Raw genomic sequence first — 12,709 nt, 5'->3', positions numbered from 1 at the left:
CCATGAATTTCGAACGACACTTCGCCGACGCTCTGGACCGCCTGAAGGCCGAGGGCGACTACCGCATCTTCGCGGATCTCGAACGGCACCGCGGCGCCTTCCCGCGCGCGACCGACCACGGAACCGGGCGGGACGTCACCGTCTGGTGCTCGAACGACTACCTGGGGATGGGCCAACACCCGGCGGTGCTGGCGGCGATGCACGACGCCATCGACCGGGTGGGCGCGGGCGCGGGCGGCACGCGCAACATCTCCGGCACCACTCACGCCCATGTCGCGCTCGAGGCAGAGCTCGCCGATCTGCACGGCAAGGAAGCGGCGCTGCTCTTCACCAGCGGATATGTCTCGAACTGGGCCGCGCTCGGCACGCTGGCTGCGCGCATCCCCGGCTGCGTCGTGCTGTCGGACGCGAAGAACCACGCCAGCATGATCGAGGGCATCCGCCACAGCCGCGCGCAGAAGGTCATCTGGGCGCATAACGACCTCGCCGACCTCGAGGCCAAGCTCGCCGCGCTGCCCGCCGACGCGCCCAAGCTGATCGCCTTCGAGAGCGTCTATTCGATGGATGGTGACATCGCGCCCATCGAGGGCATCTGCGACCTGGCCGAACGCTACGGCGCGTTGACCTATCTCGACGAGGTCCATGCCGTCGGCCTCTACGGCCCGCGCGGCGGCGGCGTGGCCGAGGCGCGGGGGCTGATGAACCGGATCGACGTCATCGAGGGGACGCTGGGCAAGGCCTTCGGCGTGATGGGCGGCTATATCGCCGCCTCCGCCGCGCTGTGCGATTTCGTGCGCAGCTTCGCCTCGGGCTTCATCTTCACCACCGCGCTGCCGCCCGCCGTGGCCGCGGGCGCCTGCGCCAGCGTGCGCCACCTGAAGACCAGCGGGGCGGAGCGCGCCGCCCACAAGGCCCGCGTGGCCGAGGTTCGCGCCCGGCTCGACGCCGCCGGCATCCCCCATGTCCCGAACCCCAGCCACATCATCCCGGTGATGGTCGGCGACACGGTGAAATGCCGCTACATCTCGGACGTGCTGATGCGGGAATACGGGATCTACATCCAGCCCATCAACTATCCGACGGTGCCCAAGGGGACCGAGCGGTTGCGGATCACGCCGTCGCCCGTGCATGCGCCGGGCGATGTCGACCGGCTGGTCGGCGCGCTGTCCGAGCTCTGGACCCAGTGCCAGCTGGCCCGGCGGCCGATGGCGGCGCAGTAGCGCCGCCGCCTTCAGCTCTGCAGGAAGCGGAAGCCGTCACCGGCCCGCTCGAGCCGGCCCATGCCGCCATTGGGCAGGTGGAAGCCCACGATCTGCAGGTCGTCGGCCAGGACCTGGTCGATCAGCCGCAGCCGGGTTTCGGCGGCCAGCGCCTGGTCCTGGTCGCTGCCCGACGGCCATTCCGGACGGGCCAGCGCGACATGCGCGTTGGTGATCGCGTCGCCCAGGATCAGCACGCCCTCGGTGCGGAAGGCCATGTGCCCGGGCGTATGGCCCGGCGACAGCACCGCCTCGACGCCCGGCACGATCTCGGCCCCGTCCGCGAAGGTCTGAATGCGGTCGCCCAGCTCGTCGATGCGCCGTGCCGCGCCCACCGCAAAGGTCGCGCGGGCCGCGCCGATCGTGTCCACGGTCGCCGGATCGGCCCAGTAGTCGCGCTCGGCCGCGCCCATGTGATGGGCGGCTTCGGGGAACATCGGGTCGCCGAAATCGTCGAGAACGCCCCAGAGGTGGTCGGGATGCGCATGGGTGAAGACGACATCGGTGACCGCCTCGGGGGCGATGCCCGCGGCGTCCAACGCGTCGGGCAGCGTTCCGGCGGTCGGCATGAAATCGGGGCCCGCGCCGGCGTCGAACAGGACGGTCCGGTCGCCGCGCTGCAGCAGCGCCAGGTTGCATTCGGGCGTCAGCCGGTCCCGCGACACGCCCAGCTCGGCCAGAAGCGGGCCGAGCTCGGCCTCGGGCATCGGCGCGAAGATGAAATCGCCCGGCAGAACCAGCGAGCCGTCGCTGACCGTGGTCAGCACCGCGCCGTCGGGCAGCGTCGTGCGGGCGACGGCGTAGCGGGGCAGGGCGAGACCGGCCGCCGCGGCGGCGAGAAAGTGACGGCGTGAGATCATCTGCGCGCTCCTTGTATTCGAAATATTGAATACGATGCGCGTCCTCCCGAGGCAAGCGGGACGGGCCGACGCCCGCCTCAGCGCGCCAGCCAGCCCCCGTCGGCGGCGACGATGCTGCCATGCATGAACCCGGCCAGCGGGCTGCACAGGAAGGCTACGACGCCGGCGATTTCCTCGGGGCGTCCCCAGCGGCCCGCCGGGACCCGCGCCATCAGCGCGGCCGTCCGCTCCGCGTCCTCCTGCAATGCGGCCGTGTTGTCGGTCGCGACATAGCCCGGGGCCACGGCGTTCACGTTGACCCCCGCCGCCGCCCATTCGTTGGCGAAGCTGCGCGTGAGCTGCGCGACCGCGCCTTTGGCGGCGGCATAGCCGGGCACCAGGATTCCGCCCTGGAAGGACAGGACCGAGGCCACGTTGACGATCTTGCCGGACCCGCGTGCCACCATCGCGCGGCCCAGGTCCCGGCTGAGCAGGAAGGCCGCGTCGAGGTTCACGGCCATCACCGCGTCCCAATCCTCGATCGCGTGCTCGGCGATGGGGCCGCGCCGGATGATGCCTGCGTTGTTGACCAGGATGTCGATTTCGCGCGGCGCGAGCTTGGCCAGCAGCGCGGCGATCTGGTCTCGGTCCGACAGGTCGCAATTGAGCGGTTCGATCCCCTCGGGCGGGTTTTCGGAGATGCGCGTGCCGACGCCCAGGACCTCGGCGCCGGCCCCGCGCAGCGTCTGCGCGATGGCGAGGCCGATGCCGCGGCTCGCGCCGGTGACCAGCGCGGTCCGTCCCGACAGGTCGATGCTCAGCGCCATGGCGCGGCCCTCACAGAAGCAGCCGCCGCGGCTCGCCGATCAGCCCGGCGAAATGCGACAGGAAGCGCGCCGCATCGGCGCCGTTGATGACCCGGTGATCGTAGGTCAGGTCAAGCGGCACCATCGGCACGGGCCGGAACGCCTCGCCGTCCCAGACGGGCACGGTCTCGGTCCGGGTCAGGCCGAGGATCGCGACCTCCGGCGGGTTCACGATCGGGGTGAAGGCGGTGCCGCCGATCCCGCCCAAGTTCGAGATGGTCATCGACGCGCCGCCCATTTCCTCGGCGCCGATCTTGCGGGCCTGCGCCCGGCCGGCGAGGTCGGCGATATCCGCCGCGATCTGCCACAAGCCCTTTCGGTCGGCGTCGCGGATCACGGGCACCATCAGCCCGTGCTCGGTATCCACCGCGATGCCCACGTGGACGTAATCCTTCAGGATCAGCGTCTCGCCATCGGCCGAGAGCGAGGCATTGAACTTCGGGAATTTGCGCAGGCAGCGCGCCAGCGCCTTCACGTGGAAGGCCAGGGCGGTCAGCCGGACGCCGCGCGCGGCGGCCTCGGATTTCCAGCTCGTTCGCAAGGCCTCGACCGCGCCGATATCGGCCCGGTCGTGATGCGTGACCGACGGGATCACCGCCTGCGCCGCGCCGAGGTTCTTGGCCGCGATCTTGTCGAAGCGGCTGGTCGGCTGCGCGGTCACCGGCCCGTAGGCGGCGTGATCGACCTCCCAGAAGGCGGTGTCGGCGGCCGGCGCGGCCGCGGCCGGCGCGGATTTCGCCGTCTCGAGATCCTCGCGCCCGATCGTCGTGCGCCCCAGTTCCGCGGCCAGCTTGTCGATGTCGATGCCCCGGTCGGCGGCGGCCTTGCGGACCGAGGGGGCTGCCTTCACCTCGCCCATCGCCGTCACCATGCCGCCGAGATGTACTGGGTCTCCATGAACTCCAGCATCCCCTCATGGCCGCCCTCGCGCCCGAGGCCGGATTGCTTGGTGCCGCCGAACGGCGCCGCCGGGTCCGAGACGAGGCCGCGGTTCAGGCCCACCATCCCGTAATCCAGCCGCTCGCAGACCTGCAGCGCGCGCTTGAAATCCTCCGAGAAGACATAGGCCACCAGGCCGTATTCGGTGTCGTTGGCGCGCGCGATCACGTCTTCCTGGTCGGTGAAGGACTGGATCGCAGCGACGGGGCCGAAGATCTCGTCGCCGACGCAATCGGCATTCTCGGGCACGTTCTTCAGGACCGTGGGCGGATAGTAGTAGCCCCTGCCCTCCGGTGCGCGCCCGCCGGTGACGAGTTCGGCGCCCTTCGCCACCGCGTCGGCTACGAATTCGGCCACCTTGTCGCGCGTCTCGGCATTGACCAGCGGGCCCACATCCACCCCGTCCTCCAGCCCGTTGCCCACGGTCAGCGCGGCCATGCGGCCGGCCAGCTTCTCGGTAAAGGCGTCGAGCACGTCGGCATGGACGTAGAAGCGGTTCGCGGCGGTGCAGGCCTCGCCCAGGTTGCGCATCTTGGCCAGCATCGCGCCTTCGACGGCGACGTCGAGATCGGCATCCTCGAAGACGATCAGGGGCGCGTTGCCGCCCAGCTCCATCGCGGGCTTCAGCACCTGGTCGGCGGCGCCGTGCAGAAGCTTGCGGCCCACCTCGGTCGAGCCGGTGAAGCTGACGACGCGCACCCGCGGATCGTGCAGCATGTGATCGACCAGCGCGCCGGTCCGGCGCGAGGGCAGGACGTTGACCAGCCCGGCGGGGACGCCCGCCTCCTCCAGCAGCGGCATCAGCGCCAGCATCGTCAGAGGCGTCTCGGAGGCGGGCTTGATGATGACGCCGCAGCCGGCGGCCAGCGCGGGCGCGATCTTCCGGGTGCCCATCGCGGCGGGGTAGTTCCAAGGCGTCACCAGCACGGCCAGCCCGGCGGGCTTGTGCTGCACGATGATGCGCGCGCCCGAGGCGGGGGCGCGGGTGATCATCCCGTCGGCGCGCACCGCCTCCTCGGCGAACCAGCGGAAGAACTCCGCCGCGTAGGTCGCCTCGCCCATCGCATCGGCGCGGGCCTTGCCGTTCTCCAGCGTGATCAGCCGGGCGAAATCGTCGAGCCGCGCGGTCATCAGCTCCCAGGCGCGGCGCAGCACTTCCGAGCGTTCGCGCGGGCTCCGCGCCGCCCAGTCGGCCATCGCCCGCTCCGCCGCGTCGAGCGCGGCCTCGGCATCGGCGATCTCGGCGGAGGCGACGGAGGCCAGCACGGTCTCGTCGGCGGGGTTGAGCACATCGAACCGCGCGGCCTCGGCCCCCGGCCGCCACCGGCCGTCGATCCAGAGGTCGGTGTGCAGCGCGTCGAAACGGATATCGGCTTTGGTCATGTCGGTCCTCAGAGCAGGTGGCGGAGCGGCTCGTCCAGCCGCGCGGAAAGGCCGGTCAGAAACGCGATCGCGGCGTCGGGCGTCATCTGGTCGGCGGAACATTCGAAGCTGAGCGCGAGGCGCGGGCCGGCGCGGGTCAGCGTGACGGTGGGCGCGGCCTCGGGCCCCAGCGCGACGCCGGTCAAGGGGGTGCCCCGCAGATCCCGCAGTACCAGGCCCGGCGCGTCCTCGGTCTCGGTCACGTCGCCCAGCCGGTCGGTCGGGACGGCGAAGCGCATTGTGCCGGCTGGGCGGGCCACGGCGACGGTGGCGGGCAGGCCGAGGGCTGCGCCCGCGAACCCGGCCAGCGCCGCGGTCTCGGACACCTCCCCGGTTTCCGCCAGCCAGTCGGCCAGTTCGGCGAAGCCCGTGCCGTCGATCTCGGCGGTCAGGCGGCGCGCGGCCCCGGCGGTGGGGGCGGCGGCGGCGGTGGCCTCCGCCGACAGCCGCTCCAGCTCGCCCAGGTCCTTGACGTGATAGGGCTGCGGCAGGCCGGCCTCGGCCAGTCGGGCGAGATCGAGGCCCCGTTCCAGCGCCAGGCGGCGCAACTTGGGCGAGGCGAGGATGCGGCCGTCGACGGATTTCGGCGCGGCCGCCTTCGGCTTTTGCAATGGCGCGGGCTTCGGTGCCGCGGCCTTGCCCGCCGGGGCGGGTGCCGGGTGGGGGGCCTGCGCAGTCGGGGCCGGGGCAGCGCCCGCGCGGCGGCGGACGGGGTTCGCGGGCGGCGTATCGCTCAGGATGGCGATGGTCTGGCCCGTGGGCACGTCCTCGCCCGCCTCGGCCAGCAGCGCCGCGACATAGCCCGCGCGGTCGGCCTCAACCTCCTGCGTCGCCTTGTCGGTCTCGACCTCGAAGAGCAGATCGCCCTCGGCCACCGCGTCGCCCGGCGCGACATGCCAGCCGACCAGCCGCCCGGAATCCTGCGCCATGCCCAGCGCCGGCATGATGACGTGATGGCCCTCGGGCAACGCGTCGTCCCCCGCGTCGGCGCGATTTTCGGCATCCGGCGCGGCACCGGGCGTAGCATCCGGCGCGGGCGCGCCGCTGCCCTCCGCCGTCTCCGAGATGCGCGCGATCACGTCGCCCACCGGCACATCCGCGCCCGCCCCGGCGGTCACGTCGGTCAGGAAGCCCGCGCTCGCGGCCTCGACCTCCATCGTGGCCTTGTCGGTCTCGACCTCGAAGAGCACATCTCCCTCGGCCACCGCGTCGCCGGCCTTCTTGTGCCAGGCGACGATGTGGCCGGTATCCTGCGCCATGCCGAGCGCGGGCATGATCACGTCACGCGGCATGGATCATCTCTCCGGCGCAGAGCTGGCGCGCCTTCTTGACCACGGCCTCGGGCGTGGGCACGGTCAGATCCTCGAGCGCGGGGCTGAAGGGGATGGGCACGTCCATCGCCCCGATCCGCACGACCGGCGCGTCGAGATGGTAGAACGCCTTCTCGTTCAGGCGGCTGGCGATCTCGGAGGTGACGCCGAAGCTCTGATGCCCCTCGTCGACCACGATGGCGCGGCTGGTCTTCCTGACGCTCTCGATCAGCGTGGCCTCGTCCAGCGGAACGATGGTGCGCGGGTCGATCACCTCCGCCGAGATGCCCTCGCCGGCCAGGATCTCAGCGGCCTTCTCGCAGACCTGCACCATCGAGGAGGTGCCGATCAGCGTGATGTCGGAGCCCTCGCGCTTCACATTGGCCTCGCCGAAGGGGATCAGGAACTCCTCCTCCGGGACCGGGGCCTTGTCCTGGTACATCAGCTTGTCCTCGAAGATGACGACCGGGTTGTCGTCCCGGATCGCCGTCTTCAGAAGGCCCTTCGCCTCGTAGGCCGAGGAGGGCAGCGCGACCTTCAACCCCGGGATATGCGCGACCAGCGCGTGCAGCGACTGGCTGTGCTGCGCCGCCGACCGGCGCGTGGCGCCCAGGTTCGTGCGCAGGACCAGCGGCACCTTGAGCTTGCCGCCCGACATGTAATGCGTCTTCGCGGCCTGGTTGCAGAGCTGGTCCATGATCAGGAACAGGAAGTCTCCGAACATCAGGTCGACCACGGGCCTTGTTCCGGTCATGGCGGCGCCGACGGCGATCCCCATGAAGCCCGGCTCGGCGATGGGTGTGTCGATGACGCGGTCCGTCCCGAATTCCTCGACCAGGCCGGACAGCACCTTGAAGGGCGTGCCCGCCTCGGCCACGTCCTCGCCGATGATGAAGACGGTCTCGTCGCGCCGCATCTCCTCGGCCAGGGCCTCGTTGACGGCCTTCGAAAGCGTAATCTCTCGCATCGTTTCCTCCTCAGGCCAGCGCGTGTTCGATGTCGGAATAGACGTGCATGTCGACCTCGGCGCCGTCGGGATAGGGCGCGTCCAGCGCGTATTGCACCGCGTCCTCGGCATCCTTGACGATTTCGGCCTGCAGCGCCTCCAGCTCCGCCTCGGTGGCGATGCCTTCCTTCGTCAGCCAGGCGCGGAACAGCAGGATCGGGTCCTTCTCCGTCTTCCAGAGCGCCTCCTCGTCCTTCGCGCGGTAGTAGTCGCGGTTGATGTCGCCCACGTGGTGGCCGTGGTAGCGATAGGTCATCAGCTCCAGGAAGAACGGACCCTCGCCCTTGCGCGCCCGCGCGACGAGGTCGCGGGTGATCTTGTTGACCGCCAGCACGTCCTGCCCGTCGACCTGATGCGCCTCGATACCGAAGGCCTTGGCGCGGTCGACGATCTCGCCCGCGGCGATCTCCTCGGTCTTGGTGTATTCCGAATAGCCGTTGTTCTCGCAGGCGTAGATCACCGGCAGCTTCCAGAGCGCCGCCATGTTCATCACCTCGTAGAGCAGGCCCTGCGCCGTCGCGCCGTCGCCGAAGAAGCAGACGGTGACGTCGTCGCGGCCCAGCATCTTCGCGGTCAGCGCCGCGCCGGTAGCGATGCCCATGGACCCGCCCACGATGGCGTTCGCGCCGAGATTGCCGTTCGACTGGTCAGCGATATGCATCGAGCCGCCCTTGCCGCGGCAATAGCCCTCTTCCTTGCCCAGAAGCTCGCAGAACATCTCCCTGAAGGCCGCGCCCTTGGCCACGCAATGGCCGTGGCCGCGATGGGTCGAGGTGATCTTGTCGTCGCTGGTCAGCGCCTCGCAGATGCCCACGGCGACGGCTTCCTCGCCGGAATACATATGCGTCAGCCCGGGCATCTTGGCGGACAGGTAAAGCTGGTTGGCATTGTCCTCGAAGGTGCGGATCCGCACCATCTGGCGGTACATGCGCAGGTAGTCGTCGGTGTTCGATTTCGGATCGGCCATGTCGTGCCCTCGAAGAAAAGGCCCGGCCCCCAAAGACGGGGCCGGGCAAGTCGGGGAGAATTCAGTACCGGTTCGCGATCGGCAGCTCTTCGGCGGGGAACAGGCTGATGACCTCGACCCCGGTATCGGTGACCACGACCTCCTCCTCGATCCGCGCGGCGGAATAGCCGTCGGCGGCCGGGCAGTAGGTCTCCAGCGCGAAGACCATGCCGGTCTTGATCTCCATCGGATGCTCCAGGCTGACGGCGCGGCTGATGATCGGCCGCTCGTGCAGCGCAAGGCCCAGGCCGTGACCGAATTGCAGACCGAAGGCGCTGTCCTCGTCCGGGAAGCCGAACTCCTCGGCCTTGGGCCAGGCCTGCGCGACCACGTCGGTGCTGACGCCGGGCCGGATCAGGTCAATCGACGCGTCGATCCATTCGCGCGCCTTCACATAGGCGTCGTGCTGCGCCGAGGTGGCGCGCCCGATGTTGAAGGTCCGGTAGTAGCAGGTCCGGTAGCCCTGGTAGGACTGCAGGATGTCGAAGAACGCCTGGTCGCCAGGCCGGAAATAGCGGTCGGTGAAATTGTGCGGATGCGGGTTACACCGCTCGCCCGAGATCGCGTTGATCGCCTCGACATCGTCGGAGCCCATCTCGTAGAGCATCTTGTTGCTGAGCGCGACGATGTCATTCTCGCGTATGCCCGGCTTCAGCTCCTCGTAGATCATGTGATAGACGCCATCGACCATGCTGGCCGCCTGGGTCAGCAGCTGGATCTCGTCCCAGTTCTTGATCTCGCGCGCCGCCAGCATGATCTGCTGGCCGTCGACGATGTTGAGCCCTTCCTCTTTCAGCGCGTGGAACATCGCCGTCTCGGCATAGTCGACGCCCACCGGCATGTCGGCCATGCCCGCGTCGCGAATGAGGCCCGCGATTTCGTGGGCGTATTTCCGCATCAGCCCGAACTCGGGCGGGATCGTCCCGCGCATCCCCACCACGCCCGCGCGGCAATGGTCGGGCTCCAGCCAGTCCGAGAACTTCTTGTGGTGCATCGCGGCGGAACCGAAATCCCAGACATAGGGGCTGTCATCGCCGGTCAGCAGGCAGAAGCGGCACATCTTGTCCCGCTCCCATTCGCCGATCTTCGTCGACGAGACGTAGCGGATGTTGTTCACGTCAAAGAGCAGCAGCGTGCCCGCGTCCGAGTTCTTCAGCGCCTGGCGCGTGCGGCTCAGCCGGTAGCGGCGCAGCCGGTCATGGTCGATGCGGCGCTCGAAATCGACGGAGGTGTGTCCCCAGGCCGGGATCCGGTTTTCCCAGCGCCAGCCGGGATCCAGGTCGATCGGTTGCAGGACATTGGGGGTCAGCGCCGGATTGTGCTTGTTCATGGGGTCCTCCCGAGGATGGATGGCCCGGACGGATCCCCGCCCGGAGGAGCGTCACTGGATGCACCAGCCGCCGTCGATGTGGATCATCTGGCCGGTCATGTAGTCGCTGTCGCCGGAGGCCAGGAACGCCGCGGTCCCCTTCACGTCGTCGGGGTAGGAGACGCGCTTGATCTGCAGCGCGTCGCGGACGATGTCGTCATAGGCCTGGCCCTCGCGCTCCTTGAAGCCGATATCGACGAGGTCCTTGTCGAGCTGCTCCCAGAGCGGCGTGACGACGACGCCCGGCGCGTAGCCGTTCACGGTGATGCCGTGCTCCGACAGCGCGATGGCGCCGCAATGGGTGAGCGCGAGGACGCCATATTTCGAGGTGCAGTAGACGGTCACGTCGACCAGCGGCTTGCGCGACGCGATCGAGCCCACGTTGATCAGCTTGTAGGGATAGTCGCGTTTGCCCTGCGCGATCATCTGGCGCGCGGCCTCCTGCATGCCGAGCCACATCGCCTTGGTGTTCACGTTCATGATGAGGTCCCAATTGTCCTCGTCGATGTCCATGAAGAAACGCGGCTTGTTCAGGCCCGCGTTGAACAGCGCGACGTTCAGCTCGCCGAACTCGTCCACCACCGCCTGCACGGCGGCGGCGTTGTCCTCGCGCTTGGTGACGTCCAGCTTGACCGCGATGGCCTTGCCGCCGCCGGCCGCGTTGATGCGCTCCGCGGTCGCCTCCGCCTCCTCGAGGTTGATGTCGCCGAGGCAGACATTCGCACCCTGTTCGGCGAAATGGATCCCGTTCTCGGCGCCCATGCCGCGGGCGCCTCCGGTGATCAGGATGTTCTTACCCTTCAGGCGGTTGGGGTCCATGGTGTCCTCCCTCGTGTCGTCATGGATCGCGATTGGTGATCAAGGCGTCGGCGCGGGCCTGCGTGCGGGCCAGCGCCTCGCGCGGGGTGACGAGCCCGCGCAGCATGTCGTGGAATTCCTCGCCGCAGATCTGGAACAGGTCGCAGATCTCGGGGATCGGCGGGCGCGGCCAGAATTGCAGCTCGTCGCGCCAGCTCATGCCGTCCACGGCCTCGAAGATGGGCGACAGGCGGCGCACCTCCGGGTCCGCCCCGACCGAGTAGCGGGGGTTCGTGCGGCTGCCGTTCTGGACGTACATCTTCTGCGCCTCCGGCGAGGTGAAGACGATCAGCGCCTCGACCGCCGCGCGCACGCGCTCGGGCGGCAGGTTGGCGGGAATGCCCATGACGTAGCCGCCCACCGGTGCGACGGGGCTCGCCCCCTGGCCCGCGGGATGCGGCAGGTAGCCCGTGGTCCCCGCCGCGGGCGAGGAGCCGTCGAGCTCGAAATACGGCGCCAGCAGCGTGTAGCCATAGGCCATCGGGACCGCGCCGGAGGCGTAGGGCCGGACGCGCTCGTACCAGGACATCGACAGGATGTCGGGCGGCGAGCAGCTCAGCAGCTCCAGCAGGTAGTCGCAGGCGGCAAGGCCCGCTTCGGTGTCGAAGGTCGGGCGGTAGCTGTCATCGGCCAGTACGCCCAAGTCGTAGCCGCCGGCGATCTCCGGCAGGTCGAGGACCGGCTGACCGAAATCGGCCATCGTCATCATCACCGTGTGGCCTAGCGCCGTGCCGCGCGCCGCGTTCCAGGCGATGCCGTACTGGCCGCGGTTCGGCTTGTGGAAATGGCGCGCCGCGTCCAGCACGCGCGCGGTCGTCGTCGGCGGCTCCAGCCCCGCCTCGGCGAACATGTCGCGGCGATAGAAGAAGAGTTCGGGCGTCATCTGCGCGGGCACGCCGTAGGGGCGGCCGCCCCAATGCACCGCGCTCCAGCCCGCGGCGTGAAAATCCGGCGGATCGAGCCGGGCGATCTCCATCACCTCGTCCAGCGGCATCAGCACGCCCTTCTGGGCGAATTCCCCGATCCAGGGCAGGTCGACGGCGATGATGTCGTAAAGGCTGGCCCGGCGCTCGGCGTTGCGCAGCCCTTCCTCGCGCAGCCGGTCGATCGAGAAGGCGCGCTGGTGGATGGCGCATCCGACCACCTGCTCGAACTGCCGCTTGAGATTGTCCATCACCATGAAGGTCGGGTCGCCATGGACCAGCACGCGCAGCCCGCCCTGCGGCTTCAGCGGTTCGCCCAGCACCTGCAGCGGCGGGATCGACCGCGTCTCCATGTAGGAGCCGCCGAAATAGTAATCCTTCGTCCCCGAGGTCTTCACCGCGCCGCCGAAGCGGGTCTCGGCGAGCCGGCGGATCCGGCCGGACAGCGCGCGCCACTGCTCCAGGAGCGTCTCGCTGGGATGCAGCGACACGCTCTTGCCGGTGACGGTGCGCGGGCGCTGCTCGATCAGGCCGGCCGCGACCATGTCCTTCAGGCGCCGGTTCGCGGTGGCATAGGGCACGCGGCTCGCGCCGATCAGCGCGGTGGGCGTGACGATCTTGCCCTCGAAATGCGCGCGCATCAGGTGCAGCGCCATCCGGTAGAACGGGTTGGGGACGAACAGCTCGGTCGAGGCTTCCAGCTCGTCGCCGAAATCCTCCAGGAAGGTGACCATGTCGAGAAGGTCGTCCCGCGCGGCGCCGCCGGCGGGTCCCGTCTCGATATCATGTCCACTCTGGATGTTCATGTCGCTTTCCGGGCTCGCGGTCATTCCGCGTGTCCTGTCCGATCTGGTGATTTTCGTCATGCCACCGATGACCTCCGCCAGCCTGTTGGAGTTGAAGCCCCCAGCG

11 protein-coding genes are annotated in these 12,709 nt (G+C 69.4%); 1 reads left to right on the top strand and 10 read right to left on the bottom strand.

What is annotated here, in order from left to right; all coding sequences use genetic code 11:
* The first annotated feature begins 2 nt into the window (after nt 1-2).
* Nucleotides 3-1,220 carry a 5-aminolevulinate synthase gene (gene hemA / locus P8627_RS05000; protein WP_279966543.1) on the top strand — a complete coding sequence of 406 codons (1,218 nt, stop codon included), beginning with the start codon at nt 3-5 and terminating at the stop codon, nt 1,218-1,220.
* A gap of 11 nt (nt 1,221-1,231) precedes the next feature.
* Here hemA and P8627_RS04995 read toward each other — a convergent pair whose 3' ends face one another.
* The 10 genes from P8627_RS04995 to P8627_RS04950 form a co-directional block, all read right to left on the bottom strand.
* Nucleotides 1,232-2,119 carry an MBL fold metallo-hydrolase gene (locus P8627_RS04995; RefSeq protein ID WP_279966541.1) on the bottom strand — a complete coding sequence of 296 codons (888 nt, stop codon included), beginning with the start codon at nt 2,117-2,119 and terminating at the stop codon, nt 1,232-1,234.
* 77 nt (nt 2,120-2,196) lie between these two features.
* Entirely contained in the window at nt 2,197-2,925 is a 729-nt protein-coding gene (locus tag P8627_RS04990) for an SDR family oxidoreductase (protein WP_279966539.1), read from the bottom strand.
* 10 nt (nt 2,926-2,935) lie between these two features.
* Nucleotides 2,936-3,835, bottom strand: coding sequence for a 2-oxo acid dehydrogenase subunit E2 (locus P8627_RS04985; protein ID WP_279966538.1), 900 nt, complete (start codon nt 3,833-3,835; stop codon nt 2,936-2,938).
* On the bottom strand, nt 3,829-5,286 hold the full coding sequence (locus tag P8627_RS04980) for an NAD-dependent succinate-semialdehyde dehydrogenase (RefSeq protein WP_279966536.1): 1,458 nt from the start codon (nt 5,284-5,286) through the stop codon (nt 3,829-3,831). The genes P8627_RS04985 and P8627_RS04980 overlap by 7 nt, the downstream gene beginning before the upstream one ends.
* An 8-nt stretch (nt 5,287-5,294) precedes the next feature.
* Nucleotides 5,295-6,617, bottom strand: a complete 1,323-nt coding sequence (locus tag P8627_RS04975; protein ID WP_279966534.1) for a biotin/lipoyl-containing protein — start codon at nt 6,615-6,617, stop codon at nt 5,295-5,297.
* On the bottom strand, nt 6,607-7,602 hold the full coding sequence (locus P8627_RS04970; RefSeq protein ID WP_279966533.1) for an alpha-ketoacid dehydrogenase subunit beta: 996 nt from the start codon (nt 7,600-7,602) through the stop codon (nt 6,607-6,609). Before P8627_RS04970 ends, P8627_RS04975 begins: the two co-directional genes overlap by 11 nt.
* Nucleotides 7,603-7,612: 10 nt before the next feature.
* Nucleotides 7,613-8,608 carry a thiamine pyrophosphate-dependent dehydrogenase E1 component subunit alpha gene (locus tag P8627_RS04965; protein WP_279966532.1) on the bottom strand — a complete coding sequence of 332 codons (996 nt, stop codon included), beginning with the start codon at nt 8,606-8,608 and terminating at the stop codon, nt 7,613-7,615.
* Nucleotides 8,609-8,669: 61 nt separating this feature from the next.
* Entirely contained in the window at nt 8,670-9,977 is a 1,308-nt protein-coding gene (locus P8627_RS04960) for a M24 family metallopeptidase (RefSeq protein WP_279966531.1), read from the bottom strand.
* A 51-nt stretch (nt 9,978-10,028) separates the two neighbouring features.
* Complete coding sequence (locus P8627_RS04955) at nt 10,029-10,835, bottom strand: SDR family NAD(P)-dependent oxidoreductase (RefSeq protein WP_279966530.1); 807 nt, start codon at nt 10,833-10,835, stop codon at nt 10,029-10,031.
* 19 nt (nt 10,836-10,854) lie between these two features.
* Nucleotides 10,855-12,627: an ABC transporter substrate-binding protein gene (locus P8627_RS04950; RefSeq protein WP_407932968.1), complete on the bottom strand. Its 1,773-nt coding sequence runs from the start codon at nt 12,625-12,627 to the stop codon at nt 10,855-10,857.
* Nucleotides 12,628-12,709 lie beyond the last annotated feature (82 nt).

Origin of the sequence: Jannaschia sp. GRR-S6-38 (genome assembly GCF_029853695.1) — a bacterium.
GTDB classification, from domain to species: Bacteria; Pseudomonadota; Alphaproteobacteria; order Rhodobacterales; family Rhodobacteraceae; genus Jannaschia; species Jannaschia ovalis.
The sequence above is the reverse complement of the archived record's forward strand: the minus strand, read 5'-3'. Positions and strand labels throughout refer to the sequence as shown.